Source organism: Variovorax sp. GW821-FHT09B01, assembly GCF_059418345.1.
Genome location: NZ_JBWKPQ010000011.1, coordinates 119,723 through 137,287, shown reverse-complemented (window position 1 = coordinate 137,287; position 17,565 = coordinate 119,723). Strand labels below are relative to the sequence as shown.

17 protein-coding genes are annotated in these 17,565 nt (G+C 71.1%); 7 read left to right on the top strand and 10 right to left on the bottom strand.

What is annotated here, in order from left to right; translation table 11 throughout:
• Positions 1 to 9: 9 nt before the first annotated feature.
• The gene (locus tag AC07RV_RS26975; RefSeq protein WP_093343949.1) at positions 10 to 501 is read left to right on the top strand and encodes a glutathione peroxidase; all 492 of its coding nucleotides are present in this window, start codon (positions 10 to 12) and stop codon (positions 499 to 501) included.
• A 3-nt stretch (positions 502 to 504) separates the two neighbouring features.
• Here the strand turns inward: AC07RV_RS26975 and AC07RV_RS26970 are convergent, their stop codons facing one another.
• Positions 505 to 924 carry a carboxypeptidase regulatory-like domain-containing protein gene (locus tag AC07RV_RS26970; RefSeq protein WP_296774536.1) on the bottom strand — a complete coding sequence of 140 codons (420 nt, stop codon included), beginning with the start codon at positions 922 to 924 and terminating at the stop codon, positions 505 to 507.
• A gap of 234 nt (positions 925 to 1,158) precedes the next feature.
• On the opposite strand from AC07RV_RS26970, the gene AC07RV_RS26965 reads away from it, so the two are divergent.
• The 4 genes from AC07RV_RS26965 to AC07RV_RS26950 all read left to right on the top strand — a co-directional run bounded on the left by AC07RV_RS26965 (position 1,159) and on the right by AC07RV_RS26950 (position 5,486).
• On the top strand, positions 1,159 to 1,644 hold the full coding sequence (locus AC07RV_RS26965) for a sigma-70 family RNA polymerase sigma factor (RefSeq protein WP_296774534.1): 486 nt from the start codon (positions 1,159 to 1,161) through the stop codon (positions 1,642 to 1,644).
• Positions 1,641 to 2,693, top strand: coding sequence for a FecR family protein (locus tag AC07RV_RS26960; protein ID WP_296774533.1), 1,053 nt, complete (start codon positions 1,641 to 1,643; stop codon positions 2,691 to 2,693). The genes AC07RV_RS26965 and AC07RV_RS26960 overlap by 4 nt, the downstream gene beginning before the upstream one ends.
• Before the next feature lie 116 nt (positions 2,694 to 2,809).
• The gene (locus AC07RV_RS26955) at positions 2,810 to 5,191 is read left to right on the top strand and encodes a TonB-dependent siderophore receptor (RefSeq protein ID WP_296774531.1); all 2,382 of its coding nucleotides are present in this window, start codon (positions 2,810 to 2,812) and stop codon (positions 5,189 to 5,191) included.
• A 67-nt stretch (positions 5,192 to 5,258) separates the two neighbouring features.
• Complete coding sequence (locus AC07RV_RS26950; RefSeq protein ID WP_208509050.1) at positions 5,259 to 5,486, top strand: hypothetical protein; 228 nt, start codon at positions 5,259 to 5,261, stop codon at positions 5,484 to 5,486.
• A 4-nt stretch (positions 5,487 to 5,490) separates the two neighbouring features.
• Here AC07RV_RS26950 and glcF read toward each other — a convergent pair whose 3' ends face one another.
• The 9 genes from glcF to AC07RV_RS26905 form a co-directional block, all read right to left on the bottom strand.
• A complete protein-coding gene (glcF, locus tag AC07RV_RS26945) occupies positions 5,491 to 6,726 on the bottom strand; it encodes a glycolate oxidase subunit GlcF (protein ID WP_296774528.1) in 1,236 nt (411 codons plus the stop codon).
• A 43-nt stretch (positions 6,727 to 6,769) separates the two neighbouring features.
• The gene (locus AC07RV_RS26940; protein ID WP_093343938.1) at positions 6,770 to 7,582 is read right to left on the bottom strand and encodes a YoaK family protein; all 813 of its coding nucleotides are present in this window, start codon (positions 7,580 to 7,582) and stop codon (positions 6,770 to 6,772) included.
• Between the two features lie 9 nt (positions 7,583 to 7,591).
• A complete protein-coding gene (glcE, locus tag AC07RV_RS26935) occupies positions 7,592 to 8,722 on the bottom strand; it encodes a glycolate oxidase subunit GlcE (RefSeq protein WP_296774527.1) in 1,131 nt (376 codons plus the stop codon).
• On the bottom strand, positions 8,722 to 10,224 hold the full coding sequence (locus AC07RV_RS26930) for an FAD-linked oxidase C-terminal domain-containing protein (protein ID WP_296774525.1): 1,503 nt from the start codon (positions 10,222 to 10,224) through the stop codon (positions 8,722 to 8,724). Before AC07RV_RS26930 ends, glcE begins: the two co-directional genes overlap by 1 nt.
• A 145-nt stretch (positions 10,225 to 10,369) precedes the next feature.
• Complete coding sequence (locus AC07RV_RS26925; protein ID WP_296774524.1) at positions 10,370 to 11,263, bottom strand: LysR substrate-binding domain-containing protein; 894 nt, start codon at positions 11,261 to 11,263, stop codon at positions 10,370 to 10,372.
• A 10-nt stretch (positions 11,264 to 11,273) separates the two neighbouring features.
• Positions 11,274 to 12,203: an SMP-30/gluconolactonase/LRE family protein gene (locus AC07RV_RS26920; protein ID WP_296774522.1), complete on the bottom strand. Its 930-nt coding sequence runs from the start codon at positions 12,201 to 12,203 to the stop codon at positions 11,274 to 11,276.
• A 274-nt stretch (positions 12,204 to 12,477) separates the two neighbouring features.
• Positions 12,478 to 13,899: an ammonium transporter gene (locus AC07RV_RS26915; protein WP_296774521.1), complete on the bottom strand. Its 1,422-nt coding sequence runs from the start codon at positions 13,897 to 13,899 to the stop codon at positions 12,478 to 12,480.
• 29 nt (positions 13,900 to 13,928) lie between these two features.
• Positions 13,929 to 14,267: a P-II family nitrogen regulator gene (gene glnK, locus AC07RV_RS26910; protein WP_057597341.1), complete on the bottom strand. Its 339-nt coding sequence runs from the start codon at positions 14,265 to 14,267 to the stop codon at positions 13,929 to 13,931.
• Positions 14,268 to 14,333: 66 nt separating this feature from the next.
• The gene (locus tag AC07RV_RS26905; RefSeq protein ID WP_296774519.1) at positions 14,334 to 15,212 is read right to left on the bottom strand and encodes a TorF family putative porin; all 879 of its coding nucleotides are present in this window, start codon (positions 15,210 to 15,212) and stop codon (positions 14,334 to 14,336) included.
• Positions 15,213 to 15,426: 214 nt separating this feature from the next.
• On the opposite strand from AC07RV_RS26905, the gene AC07RV_RS26900 reads away from it, so the two are divergent.
• A complete protein-coding gene (locus tag AC07RV_RS26900; protein WP_296774517.1) occupies positions 15,427 to 16,965 on the top strand; it encodes a YifB family Mg chelatase-like AAA ATPase in 1,539 nt (512 codons plus the stop codon).
• A 53-nt stretch (positions 16,966 to 17,018) separates the two neighbouring features.
• Positions 17,019 to 17,561: a cysteine hydrolase family protein gene (locus tag AC07RV_RS26895; protein ID WP_296774515.1), complete on the top strand. Its 543-nt coding sequence runs from the start codon at positions 17,019 to 17,021 to the stop codon at positions 17,559 to 17,561.
• The last annotated feature ends 4 nt before the right edge of the window (positions 17,562 to 17,565 follow it).

Sequence of the window (17,565 nt, the reverse complement as noted above, 5' to 3'; positions counted from 1 at the left end):
GAAATCCCCATGACCAGCGTCTACGACTTCGAGGCCAGACAGATCGACGGCCAGCCCGTGAGCCTCGCCGCCTACAAGGGCAAGGTGCTGCTCATCGTCAACACCGCGAGCAAGTGCGGCTTCACGCCGCAGTTCGCGGGCCTCGAGGAACTGCACGAGAAGTACGCGGACCAGGGCCTCGCGGTGCTGGGCTTCCCGTCGAACCAGTTCGGCGGCCAGGACCCGGGCACCAACGAGGAGATCGGCGCCTTCTGCATGAAGAACTACGGCGTGAGCTTCCAGATGATGGAGAAGATCGACGTCAACGGCAGCGGCGCCGCGCCGCTGTACCAGTGGCTGGTGAAGGAGAAGCCGGGCCTGCTGGGCAGCACCGCCATCAAGTGGAACTTCACCAAGTTCCTGGTCGGGCGCGACGGCCAGGTGCGCAAGCGCTATGCGCCGCTCGACACGCCGGCCTCGCTCTCGCGCGACATCGAGGCGGCGCTCGCCGCCTCCGCCTGACGCTCAGTACCTGAAGCTCGCGGTCGTCGAGCCGCTGCCGACCGTGACGGCCTGGCTCTTCGACTCGCCGCCCTGGGTGGTCGCGACCACCGTGTAGCGGCCCGCGGGAATGTCGACCAGGCACACCGGCCCCGAGGCGCGCAGCGAGAGCGCGGCGGCGCCGTCCGCGCCCTTGATCTCGACCTGCAGGTCGGCCAGGTAGGCGCCATCGGCGCGCGCGAACAGCAGCGCCAGCGGATGCTCCTTCATCGCGGCGCGCATGGCTTTCGACTCGTCGGAGCCGATGCCGCCGCAGACGTAGCGCGTGGCGCCCTCGCCCTTCCAGGCGGGCATGGCGGACTGGGCCTGGGCGCTGGTGAAGGCACCGGCCGCGAGCGACAGGAAGGCGGCCGCGAGCGCGGCACGGGTGGGAAAGCGGGACATGGGCGTACTCCTTGGCGCTGCCGAAGAGCCGGAATGATGCGCCGGCGCCACGGCCGGCACGCGTCGGACCAGGGCGCGGCCCGGTGTGCGGCGGCGGCGCGGGCGCCTCAGCGGCGGCTTTTGGCGAACCTTCTTCGCAAGAAATGCCAGATAATCAAGAATAGTTCTCATTCTTTCTGGCCTGCACGCTTCGACCCCGTCAAGTTCGATCAGGCAACGACGACACCGCGGGTCATGGTCGCAAGCTACTACGCCGAACTGCTGGGCTTCTTCTCGCGCTCGCTGCGCGACCGCGACGCGGCCGCCGACGTGGTGCAGGAAAGCTACGCGCGCGTGCTCGCGATGCAGCAGCGCAGCGCCGTGCTCGACCTGCGCGCCCTCCTCTACCGCACCGGCAAGAACATCGTGATCGACACGGCCCGGCATCGCCAGGCCGAGCTGCGCATGCTGCAGACCCTGGCTTGCATCTGCAGCGACCAGGCGCCTTCGAGCGAACGCGCGCTCGACGCGCGGCTGCAGCTCGAGCGCCTGGTGGCACGGCTGCAGGCGATGCCCCGGCGGCGCAGCGAGGCCTTCGTGCTGGTGCGCATCTACGGCTGCAGCCACGCGGAGGCCGCCGCGCACATGGGCGTGAGCGTGGCGGCGATCGAGAAGCACGTGGTGCGCGCGGTCTGCGACTGCCTGCGGCTGCAGGGCGACGCGGCCTTCGTGCTGGCATGAAGGACGCCCTGTCCACCCCCGCCGGCAGCCTCGACGGCGCCCTGCCCGCGCGCCGCCGGCCGGCCGAGGGTTCCGCGCGCAAGCTGTTCGAGCACGCGCTGCTGCTGGTCGCGCGCCAGCACGGCGGCGCGCCCGAGACCGCCGCCGCTGCGCAGGCCGAACTCACCCAGTGGCGCCAGGCCAACGCGCTGCACGAGGCGGCGGCGCAGGCCGCGCTGCGCGCCTGGAGCGCCACCGAGGCCAGCGCGCTGCGCGAGACGGTGGCACGGCCCGCCGCCGGTTCGGCCCCCCATGCGCGGCGCACGCGGCGCCAGATCCTCGCGGCCTTCGGCGGCCTCGGCGCGGCCGTGCTGGTGGCCGGCGGCGCGCGCTGGTTCTGGCGCCAGCCTGTGCTGGAACTGGCGCTGCGCACGTCGCGCGGCCAGCGCATCGCGCATCCGCTGCCCGACGGCAGCCGGCTCGACCTGGCCGCCCGCACCGCGGTCGAGGTCGCCTATTTTCGCGACCGGCGCGAAGTGCGGCTCGCGGGCGGCGAGATCCGCTGCGAGGTCGCGCACGATCCGGCACGGCCCTTCTTCGTCAACACCGAATGGGGCCGGGTGCGCGTGCTCGGCACCGTGTTCAGCGTGAGCGCGCGCGACGGCCGCATGCACGTGGCGGTGGCGCAGGGCCGGGTCGCGGTCTGGGTCGGCCAGGGGCCTGACGACGGCCGCGCGCCCGACATCGAACTGGGCGCCGGCACCGCGGTGGACGTGGGTGCGCAGGGCCTGGGCCCGCGCGCGGCGGTGCGCCCGGGCGACGTGGGCGCCTGGCGCCAGGGCTGGCTGGCCTTCGACGACACGCCGCTGCCCGAGGCGGTGGCGCGCTGGAACGACTACCTCGACCGCCCGATGGAGCTGGCCGACGAGCCCGCGCTGCGCGGCCTGCGGCTGACCGGCAGCTTCCCGCTGCGCGACCCCGCCACCTTCCTGGCCAGCCTGCCGAGCGTGCTGCCGGTGCGCGTGGAGCGCACGGGCAGCGGCGCGGCGCTGATCCGGCCGCGGCGCTGAAGCCGGCCGCCGCCATCTCTGCCAAAGAGGGCGGACCGCAGCGAAAAAAATTTGTCCGGTCTTTGCCGCCCCGTACGTCTTCCCTGCGCAAACCCCGCACAAAGGACGTAATTTCCATGGCTCCCAGGCTTCCCGCCACCTTCGCCCGCCCGCTTCCCTGCGCCATGCTGGCGCTCGCGCTCGCCGCCACCCTGGCCGCGGGAGGCGCCCAGGCCCAGCCCTCAAGCGCCGCCGCGGTGCTGTCGGCCGAACACCGGCTGGCGCTGCCCGCGCAGCCGCTGGGCCAGACGCTCAACGCACTGGCGCGCGAATGGAACGTGGCGATCTCGGTCGATGCCGCGCTCGCGGCCAGGCTCACGGCCCCGGCGCTGCAGGGCGCGCAGTCGCTGCGCCAGGCGCTCGATCGCGCGCTCGCCGGCACCGGCCTCTCGGCCATCGCCACCGGCGGCGCCATCGTGGTCCAGCGCGCCGGCCAGGCCACGGGCAGCATGCCGCCGATCATCGTGGAGGCGCAGCGCGAGAGCGCCACCGGGCCGGTGGCCGGCTACGCGGCGCGCCTCTCGCAGACCGCCACCAAGACCGACACCCCGCTGGTGGAGGTGCCGCAGTCGATCTCGGTGGTCGGCCGCGAGGAGATGGAGGCGCGCGGCGCGCAGGACGTGATGGCCGCGATCGCCTACACGCCCGGCGTGTCGGTCAGCGTCTACGGCCCCGACAACCGCGGCTGGGAGGACATCACGCTGCGCGGCTTCAACACCTACAACAGCACCTACCGCGACGGCCTCGCGCAGACGCCGTTCAACGTCACCTATCCGCTGACCGAGCCCTATGCGCTCGAGCGCGTGGAGGTGCTGCGCGGCCCGTCGTCGATGGCCTTCGGCCGCGGCGACGCGGGCGGCATCATCCACCGCGTGAGCAAGCAGCCCACGGGCGGGCGCATCCGCGAACTCGAGCTGCAGTACGGCAGCTTCGACCGCAAGCAGTTGGCCTTCGACCTCGGCGACGCCTTCGGCCCGAACGGCACGCTGAGCTACCGCCTGGTGGGCGTCTCGCTCGACAGCAACGACCAGGACCGCTACCCCGACGGCAAGCGCATCAACCGCACGCGCTCCTACATCGCGCCCTCGCTGCGCTGGCAGCCCGACGCACGCACCTCGTTCACCGTGTTCGGCGAGTTCCTGAAGGACAGCTCGGGCGAGGACCCCTACTTCATCAACGCCAACGGCCGCTACACCAACCTCAAGATGGGCGACCGCAGCTACAGCGGCATCAAGCAGGAGCAGGCCTCCGCCGGCTACCGGCTCGAGACCCTGCTGGGCGAGGACTGGACGCTGCGCCAGAACTTCCGCTACGGCCACCTGCGGCTCGACCGCCGCGTGGTCTGGGCCGATTCGGCCGCCGAGGACCAGCGCACCATCTACCGGCTCGCGCGCCGCTGGAACGACCCGATGTCGCAGGCCGGGCTCGACACCCAGCTGCAGGGCAAGCTGCGCGCCGGCGCGACCGAGCACACGTTGCTGCTGGGCCTGGACTGGAACGATCAGAAGGGCCGCGCGCGCCAGTTCCGCGGACCGGCGCCCGACCTGGACCTGTACTTCCCGGTCTACGACCAGTTCATCCCGGTACCCGACGAACCGCTCAACAACTACACGCAGCGCATCCGCCAGGTCGGCCTCTACGCGCAGGACCAGATCAAGTTCGGCGACGGCTGGATGCTGACGCTGGGCGGGCGCAAGGACCACGTGCGCTCGATCACCGAGGACTGGCTCGAAAGCAAGGTCACGGAGCAGCGCGACTCGGTGTTCAGCGGCCGTGCCGGCATCACCTACCTGTTTCGCAGCGGCTGGGCGCCCTACCTGAGCTACACCGAGTCGTTCCTGCCGAACGCCGGGCTCGACGCGCAGAACAACCCCTACCGGTCGAGCCGCGGCAAGCAGGTCGAGGCCGGCGTGAAGTACCAGCCCGCGGACTCGCGCCTGCTGTTCACCGCCGCCGTCTACGACCTGCGCAAGAACAACGTGGTCTCGTACGACCCGGTCACCTTCGAAGGCCGGCAGATCGGCAAGGTGCGCTCGCGCGGCATCGAGCTCGAGGCCAAGGGCGAGCTGATGCCGGGCCTGAACTTCACGGCCTCGTTCTCGCGGCTGCAGAACCGGGTGCTGCAGAGCGCCGACGGCGACGAGATCGGCAAGACCCTGCCGCTGGTGCCGAACCAGACGGCCGCGCTCTGGCTCGACTACACGCTGGGCAACGGCCTGGGCTTCGGCGCCGGCGCGCGCTACATCGGCAAGCGCGCGGGCGACGAGCACAACACGAGCTTCGAGCGCGGCGTGGCGGTGGCCGACGCCACCGTGCACTACGAGCGCGGCCCGTGGCGACTGGCGCTCAACGTCAGCAACCTGTTCAACCGCAAGTACTTCTCGGGCTGCTACCACGGCGAGTGCTACCGCGGCAACGAACGCGCCGTGACGATGACCGCGCGCTACCGCTGGGACTGAGCGCCGGGACCCGCTACAGTCGGCGGCTCCCGCACTTCCACGCCGCCGTCCTGGCGCCGTTCACGCCATGCGCCATCGCGCCACTCCGCTGATCCTCCTGGCCCTGGCGGCCGTCCTCGCCGGCTGCGCGACCCGCACCGCGCCGCGCGTGACCATGCTCGGCGACGGCGTGCTGCGTTCGCCGAGCCCCGAGGAGGCCGAGGCCTACTGCCGCAACTTCGGCGCGCCGCTGCGCTTCGTGCCGCCGACCAAGGGCCGCGCGCCGCAGGGCGAGGTCACCTACCGCTGCGATTGAGGGCTCAGCCGGCCGGCTGCAGCGCCGCGTCGAGCAGCTCGACCCAGTGGCGCACCGGCAGCTCGCCGCTGCCGCTCTGCAGGTGCGTGATGCAGCCGATGTTGGCCGAAGCGATCGCCACCGGCTGCAGCTGCTTGAGGTGGCCGAGCTTGCGGTCGCGCAGCGGATAGGCGAGCTCGGGCTGCAGCACCGAGTAGGTGCCGGCCGAGCCGCAGCACAGGTGCGATTCGTTCATCGCCACGCGCACGTCGAAGCCCAAGGCACGCAGATGGGTCTCGATGCCGCCGCGCAGCTTCTGGCCGTGCTGCAGGGTGCAGGGCGGGTGGTAGGCGATGGTGCCGGGCGTCGCGCGCACGCGCGGCTTGAGCGCCGGCACCAGGTCGGGCAGCAGTTCGCCGAGGTCGCGCGTGAGCCCGCTGATGCGCGCGGCCTTCAGCCCATAGGCCGGATCGTTGCGCAGCACGTGGCCGTACTCGCGCACGGTGACGCCGCAGCCCGAGGCGTTCATCACGATGGCTTCCACCTCGTTGCGTTCGACCAGCGGCCACCAGGCGTCGATGTTGGCGCGCATCTGCGCCTTGCCGCCCTCCTGGTCGTTGAGGTGGAACTTCACCGCGCCGCAGCAGCCGGCCTCGGGCGCGAGCACGGCCTGGATGCCGCCCGCGTCGAGCACGCGCGCAGTGGCGGTGTTGATGTTCGGCATCATCGACGGCTGCACGCAGCCCGCGAGCATCAGCACCTTGCGCGCGTGCGTGGCCGTGGGCCAGGCACCGGCCGCCTGCTTCGCGGGCACCTTGGCCTTCAGTGCCTCGGGCAGCAGGCCGCGCACCGACTGGCCCAGCTTCATCGCGGGGCCGAACAGCGGCGAGGGCAGGCCTTCCTTGAGCACCCAGCGCGTGGCCGATTCCACCGCGGGGCGCGGCACCTTCTCGTCGACGATGCGCCGGCCGATGTCGACCAGGTGGCCGTATTGCACGCCGCTCGGGCAGGTGCTCTCGCAGTTGCGGCAGGTCAGGCAGCGGTCGAGGTGCAGCTGCGTGCTGCGCGTGGGCGCCTGGCCCTCGAGCACCTGCTTGATCAGGTAGATGCGCCCGCGCGGGCCGTCGAGCTCGTCGCCGAGCAGCTGGTAGGTCGGGCAGGTGGCGGTGCAGAAGCCGCAGTGCACGCACTTGCGCAGGATGGCCTCGGCCTCGCGGCCGTCGTCGGTGCCGCGGAATTCGGGAGCGAGCTCGGTTTGCATCGTGGGGTCGGTTCTTGTCGTTGTCTCGTGAAACTCGCCGGCCTCAGGGGCCGGAGGACGCGTCGTTCTTGCGCCGCGGGCGGATCGCGCCGAGCAGCTGGCGCAGGTGGGCCGAACGCCGCACGTCCTCGATGAAGGGCGGCAGCGACAGCGCCAGCAGCAGCGCCGCGAGCGGCACCACGCAGACGAAGCCGACGTAGGTGAAGCCGGCCGCGCCGACGATGCCGCCCGTGACGAACATGCCGACCAGCCCCGCGAACAGCCGCAGCCGCGCGCCGTTGTGGCGCACCGGTCCCGCCAGGGTTTCGCCGGGCTTCGCGCGACGGTTCCAGTACAGCAGCTTGCCGAGCTCGATGCCGAGGTCGGTGAGGTTGCCGGTCATGTGGGTGGTGCGGATGCGGCCGCCCGAGGTCTTGGAGCCCACCGCGTTCTGCAGCCCCATGATGAAGGACAGCAGCAGCACCGTGAGCGGCACCGCGAAGGGCGTGTGCCAGGTCAGCGTGATCGCGCCCATCAGGCCGAAGGGCAGCATCAGCGCCGACTCGAGCAGCAGCGGCAGCGCATAGACGCTGCGCAGATGGTGCTGGCGCGCCCAGTTGACCAAGAGCGCCGAGACCGCCGCGCCCGCCACGAAGGCCAGGATCGCGCCCAGCGCATTGAGCAGCAGGGTCGCGTTGCCGAGCACCAGGCCGTCGGCCACCTGCGAGGTGAAGCCGGTCATGTGCGAGGTGTACATGTGCAGCACCAGGAAGCCGCCCGCATTGACGGCGCCGGCGTTGAACGCGAGCAGCAGGCCCAGCATGTGGTTGGTCGAGGGCGCGCGGTGGCGGCCGGTGAGAAAGCGCAGGCGCCGCATGGGGGTCGTTCAGTCGAAGGCGTGCAGCCGGCCGCGGTCGAACACGGCGTGCGGATCGAACTCGCGCATCAGCGCGCGGTGGATGCGCTCGACCGCGGGCTCGAGCCGGTCGAAGCGCGGCGCCGCGGCCTCGTGAGCTTCGCCGTGCGCGGGCAGGCGGAACAGCGTCGCATGCCCGCCCGCCGCGCGCGCGACCTCGCGGATGCGCGCGGCCGCGGCCGGCGTGGGCGGCGCCTTGTACCAGCGCTGCCCGCCATGCCATTCGACCAGCGGCGCGCCGAATGCCTCGAGCCCCAGCACCGGCGCGGTCTGCGGCACCGACAGCCGCCACAGCGCATCGGGCCCGGCCGCGGTGTCGAACCACGGCAGGCTCTGCTCGCGCAGCGACTGCCAGTCGGCCGCGGCGCGCTCCTTGTCCTTGCGCTCGCCGCCGAGGTGCGCGCACGCGGCCTCGACCGCCGCCACCGCGCCGCGCAGCCGCAGGTAGAGCGCGCCGGCACCCGCGTACTCGAACCAGCAGCTCGCGTTGAGCGGCAGCGGCCGCCCGCCCCATTCGTTGAGCAGCCGCAGCGCATCGGCCTGGTCGCAGGCGAACTCCAGCGTGGCCTCGGCCGGCGGCACCGGCAGCACCTTGAGGCTGACCTCGGCGATCAGGCCCAGCGTGCCGAGCGAACCCGCGAGCACGCGCGAGACGTCGTAGCCCGCCACGTTCTTCATCACCTGGCCACCGAAGCTCAACACCTCGCCGCGGCCGTTGACCAGCGTGGCGCCGAGCACGTAGTCGCGCACATTGCCCACGCTGGCGCGCGACGGGCCCGCGAGGCCCGCGGCGACCATGCCGCCGACGGTCGCATCCGCCGCGAAGTGCGGCGGCTCGAAGGCCAGGCACTGGCCCTTCTCGGCCAGCGCCGCCTCGAGTTCGGCCAGCGGCGTGCCCGCGCGCACGGTCACGACCAGCTCGCTGGGTTCGTAGCTCGCGATGCCCGCGAGCGCGCGCGTGTCGAGCACCTCGCCGCGCGGCGCCTCGCCGTAGAAGTCCTTGCTGCCGCCGCCGCGGATGCGCAGCACGGTGCCGTCGGCGGCCGCGGCGCGGATGCGTTCGACGGCCTGGCCCAATGCGTGATCGATGCCGCTGCTCATCAGAACCTCGGCAGCTCGGGATGCGGCAGCCGGCCGCCGCGCACCACCTGCTTGCCGTACTCGGCGCAGCGCTGCAGCGTGGGGATCACCTTGCCGGGGTTCAGCATGCCCTCGGGATCGAAGGCGCGCTTGACGCCGAACATCTGCTCGTTCTCGGCGGCCGTGAACTGCACGCACATGCTGTTGAGCTTCTCGACGCCCACGCCGTGCTCGCCCGAGACGGTGCCGCCCATCGCGACGCTGGTCTCGAGGATGTCGGCGCCGAACAGCTCGCAGCGGTGCAGCTCGTCGGGGTCGTTGGCATCGAACAGCACCAGCGGATGCAGGTTGCCGTCGCCCGCGTGGAACACGTTGCAGCAGCGCAGGCCGTACTTCTGCTCCATCGCCTGGATCGCCAGCAGGATGTCGGCCAGCCGCTTGCGCGGGATGGTGGAGTCGAGGCACATGTAGTCGGGGCTGATGCGGCCCGAGGCCGGAAAGGCGTTCTTGCGCCCGCTCCAGAAGCGCATGCGCTCGTCCTCGCTGTTGCTGACCGCGATGGCGGTGGCGCCGCAGCCGCGCAGCACGGCCGTCATGCGGCCGATCTCCTCCTCGACCTCCTCGGGCGTGCCGTCGGATTCGCACAGCAGGATGGCGGCCGCGTCGAGGTCGTAGCCCGCGTGCACGAAGTCCTCGACGGCGGCGGTCATGGGCTTGTCCATCATCTCGAGCCCCGCGGGGATGATGCCCGCGGCGATCACCGCGGCCACCGCGTCGCCGGCTTTGCGCACGTCGTCGAAGCTGGCCATGATGCAGCGCGCCAGCTGCGGCTTGGGCACCAGCTTCACCGTGACCTCGGTGGTGACGGCGAGCATGCCCTCGCTGCCGATCACCAGCGCCAGCAGGTCGAGGCCGGCGGCATCGAGCGCCTCGCTGCCGAACGCCACCGGCTCGCCCTCGGCCGTGAAGCCGCGCACCTGGAGCACGTTGTGCAGCGTGAGGCCGTACTTGAGGCAGTGCACGCCGCCCGAGTTCTCGGCCACGTTGCCGCCGATCGAGCAGGCGATCTGGCTCGAGGGATCGGGCGCGTAGTAGAGGTTGTAGGGCGCGGCGGCCTCGCTGATGGCGAGGTTGCGCACGCCGCACTGCACGAGCGCGGTGCGCGCGACCGGGTCGATCTTGAGGATGCGGTTGAACTTGGCGAGCGACAAAGTCACGCCCATCTCGTGCGGCATGGCGCCGCCCGACAGCCCCGTGCCCGAGCCGCGCGCCACCACCGGCACGCCCAGCCCGTGGCAGGTGCGCAGCACGGCCGCCACCTGGTCCTCGGTCTCGGGCAGCGCCACCACCAGCGGCCGCTGGCGGTAGGCCGTGAGGCCGTCGCACTCGTAGGGCGTGGTGTCCTCGGCATGCCAGATCAGCGCATGCGCCGGCAGGTGGACCTGCAGCGCGCGCACGACCTGCGACTGGCGTTCTGTCTTCTGGAGCGACGCATGCTGCGTCGCGCTCGGGGGCGCGTTCATGGGCGAAGTCTCTTCTCGGTGTTCTTCTGCGGATGGCTGGCGGGGGCCGACCCCCCACTCTAAGGAAATGCGCGGCCTCCGGGTTGAAGGATTTTTGCGGCGGACTTGAGGAATCTTCGCCGCGCCGCACGGGCTGGGACCGTGTTCAGCGCAGCGCCTGCACCAGCCAGTCGGCGAAGGCCGCGCACTCCCAGCGCTCGAGCGCGCCCGGCTGCCAGCACAGCGTGTGGCGGTGCGGCGAGCGCACGGCATGCTCCGACAGCGCCACCAGCCGGCCCGATTCGAACCAGGCCGCGCCCATCTTCTGGCGCACCAGCGCCACGCCGAAGCCGCTGGCGGCCGCGTCGTAGACCAGGCCCAGGTCGTTGAACTGCGAGCCCAGCTGCGGCTCGGGCTGGTCGATGCCGCAGCTCGCGAACCAGGTGCCCCAGGGTTCGAGCGGGCTGCGGATCAGCCGCGCGGCCGCGATCTCGGCCGCGGTGCGGAAACCGTGGAACGGGCCGAACTCGTTGAGGTAGCTCGGGCTGCAGGCCGGCACCACCAGTTCCTCGAGCAGCGGGCGGTGCTCGCAGTCGGCGTAGTTGCCGCCGCCGTAGCGCACCTCGAGGTCGGCCGGCTCGGCGGTCACGTCGAGCAGCGGGATCGACACCTGCAGCACCAGGTCGATGTCGGGATAGATGTTGCGAAACAGCTCGAGCCGCGGCATGAGGAACTGGCGGCTGAAGGTCGGCGTGACCGCGAGCCGCAGCCGCGTGGCCGCGCGCTGGCCCGCCGCGGCGTTCGTGCCGCCCGCATGCGCCTGCAGCGCCGCCAGGCCGGTGCGCACGTTGGCGAGGTAGGCCGCGCCGTCGGCCGTGAGGCTGAAGTCGCCGCGGCCGAACAGCTTGAAGCCCACGTGCGACTCGAGCTGGCGGATGCGGTGGCTGACCGCGCTGGCGGTCACGCAGAGCTCGTCGGCCGCGCGGCCCGCGTGGCGCAGCCGCGCCAGCGCTTCGAAGGTCACGAGGCACTGGATCGGCGGGATGTGCTGCAGGGCCATGCGGCGCGGGCTAGTCCTCGAAGAAATGGACCGGCAGGCCGGGCGTCTCGACGCGCATCGACAGCACCATGCCCGAGGCGGGCTTCTGCGCCAGTTCGGCCTCGGGCCGGCCCTTGCGCGCGGTGGTGACGAACAGCGTGCGCAGGTCGTCGCCGCCGAAGCAGGGCATGGTCGGGCATTGCACCGGCAGCGCGAAGGCGGCCACGACCTCGCCCGAGGGCGCGAGGCGCAGCAGCTGCGCGCCCTCGAACATCGCGACCCAGTAGTGGCCCTCGGCATCGACCGTGGCGCCGTCGGGCCGCCCGCCATAGGCCAGCGCCGAGCCGGGCGCCCAGCCTTCGGGCTTGGCGTCGAACCGCTTGAAGACACGGCCGTGCGAGAGCGTGTTGTGCGCCGCATCCCAGTCCCAGGCGCGCACCGCGTGGGCCGGCGTGTCGGCCCAGTAGAGCGTGCGCGCGTCGGGCGAGAACGCGAGGCCGTTGGCCGTGGTCACGCCCTCGGCCATCTGCGAGAGCATCGGCGACTGGCCGCCGTCGCGGCGCGCGTCGAGGCAGTAGAGCGCGGCATTGGCCCGGTCCTTCGCCTCGTTGATGCTGCCGGCCCAGAAGCGGCCGAGCGCGTCGCACTTGCCGTCGTTGAAGCGCATGGTGGCCGCGTCGTGCTCCACGCGCGCGATCGCGGCCAGCGCGCCGCCCCATTCACGCGCGCGGTAGATGCCGTCGCGCAGCGCGATCACCAGGCCGCCGCTGCGCGCGGGCGCCATGCAGCCGGGTTCGGTCGGCAGGTCCCAGCGCTCGACCGCGCCGCCCGCGCCGATCTCGCCGCGCGTGCGCAGCACCGCGCGGCCGGGAATGTCGAGCCAGTACAGGGAACGTTCCTGCGGGTGCCAGAACGGCGATTCGCCGAGGGCGCTGAGGCTGTTGTCCAGGGGGGTCCACATGACGGGGATTGTGCCCCCGCGCCACGGTCCGCCGCTGTCGGACCGCACCGGGCCGCGCCGGGCCGAGGACAAAAAAAAGCCCGCTCGCACCGGAGTGCTTGCGGGCTGAACATCCAAAGGAGACTCTCGCTGAAAAAATGGGCTTCAGGAAACCTTGGAAGTACCTTGGAAGTACCTTGGAAAAATAGGGTGGTGGTCTGGTGGTGGACCGCGGGTCCCTTCCTCTGGAGCGAGGAACCCGCGGTGTCCTTGTCGCGTGTCGGAGCTTGTCCGATCAGCGGTTGTAGGCGGTTTCGCCGTGCGACGAGATGTCGAGGCCTTCGCGCTCTTCCTCTTCGGTCACACGCAGGCCGAGCACCAGGTCGGCGATCTTGAAGGCGATGAACGCCACGACGCCGGACCAGACGATGGTGAACAGCACGCTCTTGATCTGGATCCAGACCTGGGCGCCCATCGAGAAGGTGTCGGGGGTCAGGCCGCCGGTGCCGCCGAGGCCCTGGGCCGCGAACACGCCGGTCAGGATGGCACCCAGGATACCGCCCACGCCGTGGACGCCGAACACGTCGAACGCGTCGTCGGCACCGAGCATGCGCTTGAGACCGCCCACGCCCCAGAGGCAGACCAGGCCGGCCAGCAGGCCCAGCACGATCGAACCCATCGGACCGACGAAGCCGGCGGCGGGCGTCACTGCGACGAGGCCGGCGACGGCGCCCGAGGCGGCACCCAGCATCGAGGCCTTGCCCTTGTGCAGGCTCTCGCCCAGGATCCAGGACAGCGCGGCGGCAGCGGTGGCGAGCACCGTGTTCACGAAGGCCAGGCCAGCGGCGGCGTTGGCGGCACCCGCCGAGCCGGCGTTGAAGCCGAACCAGCCGACCCACAGCAGCGAGGCGCCGACCATGGTGAGCGTGAGCGAGTGCGGCGTGAAGGCTTCCTTGCCGTAGCCCACGCGCTTGCCGACCATGTAGGCACCGACCAGGCCGGCCACACCGGCGTTGATGTGCACCACGGTGCCGCCCGCGAAGTCGAGCGCGCCGTCCTTGCCGAGCAGGCCGCCGCCCCAGACGATGTGGGCCATCGGCACGTAGGCGAAGGTGAACCACAGCACCGAGAACAGCAGCACGGCCGAGAACTTGGCGCGTTCGGCGAAGGCGCCGACGATCAGCGCCACGGTGATGGCGGCGAAGGTGCCCTGGAACGCGACGAACACGTACTCGGGGATCGTCGTGAGCGCACCGAAGGTCTCCTGCGACACGCCCTTGAGGAAGATCTTGTCGAAGGTACCGACGAAGCTTCCTTCACCCGTGAAGGCGAGGCTGTAGCCGTAGATGGCCCACAGGATGCTGATCAGCGAGAAGATCACGAAGACCTGCATCAGCACCGACAGCATGTTCTTCGAGCGGCCCAGGCCGCCGTAGAACAGCGCGAGGCCGGGGATGGTCATCAGGATCACGAGCAGCGTGGAGGTCAGCATCCAGGCGGTGTCGCCCGAATCGACCTTGGGTGCCGGTGCCGCGGCCGGTGCGGCGGCGGGCGCTGCAGCAGCCGGTGCCGCTGCGGCGGGCGCGGCAGCCGGTGCCGAGGCCTCGGCGGCCGGTGCCGAAGCGGCGGCGGCGGGCGCGGGCGTCTGCGCGAAGCCGGTGGTGCCGGCGGCAAGCACGCTCAAGCCGAGCGCGAGGGAGACAAGCAGTTTTTTCATGGACGTTGTTCTTTCGGGCCTGGACTCGATCAAAGGGCTTCGCGGCCCGTTTCGCCGGTGCGGATGCGCACGACCTGCTCGAGGTTGTAGACAAAGATCTTGCCGTCGCCGATCTTGCCGGTGCGCGCGGCGCCTTCGACGGCTTCGATCACGCGTTCGACGAGGTCATCCGAGACCGCCGCCTCGATCTTGACCTTGGGCAGGAAGTCGACGACGTACTCCGCGCCGCGGTAGAGCTCGGTGTGGCCCTTCTGGCGGCCGAAACCCTTGACCTCGGTGACGGTGATCCCCTGCACGCCGATGGCCGAGAGGGCTTCGCGCACTTCGTCGAGCTTGAACGGTTTGATGATGGCTGTGACCAGCTTCATGAGTTGCTCCTTTGGATGGAAAGAATTCGCGCGGCAGCATGGGCCGCGCCTCGTTGTGTCGCGTGCTTACAGCGTCTTCGTCAGCGTGAGGATGAAGCGCGGCTTGTTGGGCGAATAGACCTGCTGCACGGTGTAGAAGCCGAAGTCGTACAGCGGGCCGGCCGCGACGTTGAACGCGTCCTTCTTGTTCGCGCCCTGCACCGAGCCGGTGAGCGTGAGACCGCCGCCGAAGTCGTAGGTGGCGCCGACGTTGTAGTCGACGTAGTTCTTGGCGGCCGTGTTGTGGCGGATGTCGCTGGAGAAGCGGGTGAAGCCCACGGCGGCCTTGAGCGTGACCTTCGGCACGATCTCCTTGCTGTAGCTCAGGTTCAGGTAGCCGGTGTTGCGGCCCTTGAGGCCCGAACCGTTCTTGTTGCCGGCGTAGCCGAAGTAGTCCTTCGACACCGTGTGCGAGTACTTGGCCGTGAACGAGCCGAAGGTTTCGTTCGCATAGGTGGCCGCGCCGTAGAGCTCGGTGGTGTTGCCGAGGGAGTTGCCCGGGTAGATGTAGGTGAGCGCACCGACGTCCATGTCCAGCGGGCCGGCCTTGAACTTGTAGCCGCCGTACAGGTCGACCTCGACGCTGTTGCCCTTGAGCCAGTTGACGCTGGAATTCCAGTTGCCGACGTAGAAGCCGCTCTCGCCGAAGGCGTAGTCGAAGCCGCCCTGGATGGCGGGCTTGAGGCCGCGGGTCTTGGCGAAGTCGTCCCGGCCGATCATGTCCTGGTCCTGGCCGCGGAACTTGTAGTTCGTGGTCAGCGAGATGTTGGCCGTGATCGGAGAAGCAGCGGGTGCCGCTGCAGGCGCCGCCGCAGCGTCTGGGGTGGCCTGCGCCAGGGCGGCGCCCGACGTGGTCAATGCGGTGGCCAGGACGATCAGGGCCTGGGCGGCGGAACGGTGCGTCATCGGGAACTCCTCGCAAGTAGTGTTGTGGAACCTGATGACCCTCAAAGCAGGGAGCGTGCCAAAGTGCACATCCCCCGGTGACCGGTTGAAGCGCGCCCAAGGAAGCCAGCCAAAAATGGTTACAAGCGCAAGGCTTTGTGCCTTGCACCGAAAAAAGAACAAGACGCCCGCGACGACCGGAATCGGGCGCACCAATATAGGGAGGAAGCAGAGAATGAGTCTGTCTTTGGTGCAAAGCCGCGCCTTGCTCGGGCTGGAAGCGGCCAGTGTCACGGTCGAGGTGCATCTGGCCAACGGCCTGCCGAGCTTCACGCTGGTCGGGCTGGCCGAGACCGAGGTCAAGGAAGCGCGCGAGCGCGTGCGCTCGGCCATCCAGAACGCCGGGCTGGAGTTCCCGCACAACAAGCGCATCACCGTCAATCTGGCGCCGGCCGACCTGCCCAAGGACTCGGGCCGCTTCGACCTGCCGATGGCGCTGGGCATCCTCGCGGCCAGCGGCCAGATCGAGGGCGCGCGGCTCGCGGGGCACGAGTTCGCGGGCGAGCTCTCGCTGTCGGGCGAGCTGCGGCCGGTGCGCGGCGCGCTCGCGATGGCGCTCGCGCTGCACACGCGCGGCATCGCCACCCGGCTGGTGCTGCCCGCGCCCAGCGCCGACGAGGCCGCGCTGGTGCCCGGCGGCGAGGTCTACGGCGCCAGGCACCTGCTCGACGTGGTGCGGCGCTTCCTGCCGGCCGATGCGCAGGCGGGCCTGGAGGCGGACGACGAGGGCTGGTCGCGCGCCCATGCGTCCACGCAAGCCCGCGCCCCCGCCTATGCCGACATGGCCGACGTGAAGGGCCATGCCGGGGCCAAGCGCGCGCTCGAGATCGCCGCGGCCGGCGGCCACAGCCTGCTGATGATGGGCGAGCCGGGCTCGGGCAAGTCGATGCTGGGCCAGCGCTTCGCCGGCCTGCTGCCGCCGATGCGCATCGATGAAGCGCTCGAGAGCGCCGCCATCGCGAGCCTCGGCGGCCGCTTCTCGACCGAGCGCTGGATGCACCGGCCGACCGCGTCGCCGCACCACACCTCGAGCGCCGTGGCGCTGGTGGGCGGCGGTTCGCCCCCGCGGCCCGGCGAGATCTCGATGGCGCACCACGGCGTGCTGTTCCTCGACGAATTCCCCGAGTTCTCGCGCGCCGCGCTCGAGGCGCTGCGCGAGCCGCTCGAGACCGGCACGATCACCATCGCGCGGGCCGCGCGGCGGGCGGATTTTCCGGCGCGCTTCCAGCTCATCGCCGCGATGAATCCCTGCCCTTGCGGGTTTCTGGGCGCGCCCACGAAAGCCTGCCGCTGCACGCCCGACCAGGTGGCGCGCTACCAGCGCAAGCTCAGCGGCCCCTTGCTCGACCGCATCGACCTGCACATCGAAGTGCCCGCGGTGTCGGCGCAGCAACTGCTCGATGCGCCCGCGGGCGAGACCACGGCCGCCATCCGCGCGCGCGCAGCCGCCGCGCGCGAACGCGCGATCGAACGCCAGGGCAAGGCCAACCAGGCGCTGCAAGGCACCGACATCGATCGCCATGCGTCGCTCGGCGACGAGGCGCGCCGCTTCATGCACACGGCCGCCGCCCGGCTCGGCTGGTCGGCGCGCAGCACGCACCGCGCGCTCAAGGTGGCGCGCACCATCGCCGACCTCGCGGGGGCACCGGTCATCGAGACGGCGCACGTGGCGGAGGCGGTGCAGTACCGGCGGGCGCTGCAGAAGGGCCTGTAGCGCCCGGCGCATCGCTTAGAGTGCGGCGCAATCCCGTTCACGCTAGGCTCGCCATGACAAACCGCGCCCTCCTCGTCATCGACATGCAGAAAGGCATGCAGGAACCGCGCGCGGGCCGCCGCAACAACCCCGGCGCGGAAGCCCAGGTGCAGCGCCTGCTCATGCACTGGCGCGACATCGGCCGCCCCGTGGTCCATGTGCGCCACATGTCGCGCTTCGCCGAGTCGGTGTTCTTCCCGGGCCAGCCCGGCGCGGAATTCCAGGACGCGCTGGCACCGCTGCCCGCCGAGCACGTGGTCGAGAAGAACGTGACCGATGCCTTCGCGCACACGGGCCTCGAGCGCTGGCTGCGCGTGCGCGGCATCGAGGCGCTCGTGGTGGTCGGCGTGGCCACCAACATGTCGGTCGAGGCCACGGCGCGCACCGCGAGCTGCCTCGGCTTCGCGGTCACGGTGGTGTCCGATGCCACTTTCGCCTTCGACCGCGCGGGCATCGATGGCGCCACTTTCGGCGCGGAGCAGGTCCACGCGATGGCGCTGGCCAACCTGCAGGGCGAGTACGCCCAGGTGGTGACGACGGCCAGTCTGCTCGGCTGACCGC

Excerpts from the sequence above, each read along its gene's own strand:
- AC07RV_RS26975 (WP_093343949.1), top strand. The coding sequence starts at position 10 with ATGACCAGCGTCTACGACTTCGAGGCCAGACAGATCGACGGCCAGCCC.
- AC07RV_RS26970 (WP_296774536.1), bottom strand. The coding sequence starts at position 924 with ATGTCCCGCTTTCCCACCCGTGCCGCGCTCGCGGCCGCCTTCCTGTCG.
- AC07RV_RS26965 (WP_296774534.1), top strand. The coding sequence starts at position 1,159 with ATGGTCGCAAGCTACTACGCCGAACTGCTGGGCTTCTTCTCGCGCTCG.
- AC07RV_RS26960 (WP_296774533.1), top strand. The coding sequence starts at position 1,641 with ATGAAGGACGCCCTGTCCACCCCCGCCGGCAGCCTCGACGGCGCCCTG.
- AC07RV_RS26955 (WP_296774531.1), top strand. The coding sequence starts at position 2,810 with ATGGCTCCCAGGCTTCCCGCCACCTTCGCCCGCCCGCTTCCCTGCGCC.
- AC07RV_RS26950 (WP_208509050.1), top strand. The coding sequence starts at position 5,259 with ATGCGCCATCGCGCCACTCCGCTGATCCTCCTGGCCCTGGCGGCCGTC.
- glcF (WP_296774528.1), bottom strand. The coding sequence starts at position 6,726 with ATGCAAACCGAGCTCGCTCCCGAATTCCGCGGCACCGACGACGGCCGC.
- AC07RV_RS26940 (WP_093343938.1), bottom strand. The coding sequence starts at position 7,582 with ATGCGGCGCCTGCGCTTTCTCACCGGCCGCCACCGCGCGCCCTCGACC.
- glcE (WP_296774527.1), bottom strand. The coding sequence starts at position 8,722 with ATGAGCAGCGGCATCGATCACGCATTGGGCCAGGCCGTCGAACGCATC.
- AC07RV_RS26930 (WP_296774525.1), bottom strand. The coding sequence starts at position 10,224 with ATGAACGCGCCCCCGAGCGCGACGCAGCATGCGTCGCTCCAGAAGACA.
- AC07RV_RS26925 (WP_296774524.1), bottom strand. The coding sequence starts at position 11,263 with ATGGCCCTGCAGCACATCCCGCCGATCCAGTGCCTCGTGACCTTCGAA.
- AC07RV_RS26920 (WP_296774522.1), bottom strand. The coding sequence starts at position 12,203 with ATGTGGACCCCCCTGGACAACAGCCTCAGCGCCCTCGGCGAATCGCCG.
- AC07RV_RS26915 (WP_296774521.1), bottom strand. The coding sequence starts at position 13,899 with ATGAAAAAACTGCTTGTCTCCCTCGCGCTCGGCTTGAGCGTGCTTGCC.
- glnK (WP_057597341.1), bottom strand. The coding sequence starts at position 14,267 with ATGAAGCTGGTCACAGCCATCATCAAACCGTTCAAGCTCGACGAAGTG.
- AC07RV_RS26905 (WP_296774519.1), bottom strand. The coding sequence starts at position 15,212 with ATGACGCACCGTTCCGCCGCCCAGGCCCTGATCGTCCTGGCCACCGCA.
- AC07RV_RS26900 (WP_296774517.1), top strand. The coding sequence starts at position 15,427 with ATGAGTCTGTCTTTGGTGCAAAGCCGCGCCTTGCTCGGGCTGGAAGCG.
- AC07RV_RS26895 (WP_296774515.1), top strand. The coding sequence starts at position 17,019 with ATGACAAACCGCGCCCTCCTCGTCATCGACATGCAGAAAGGCATGCAG.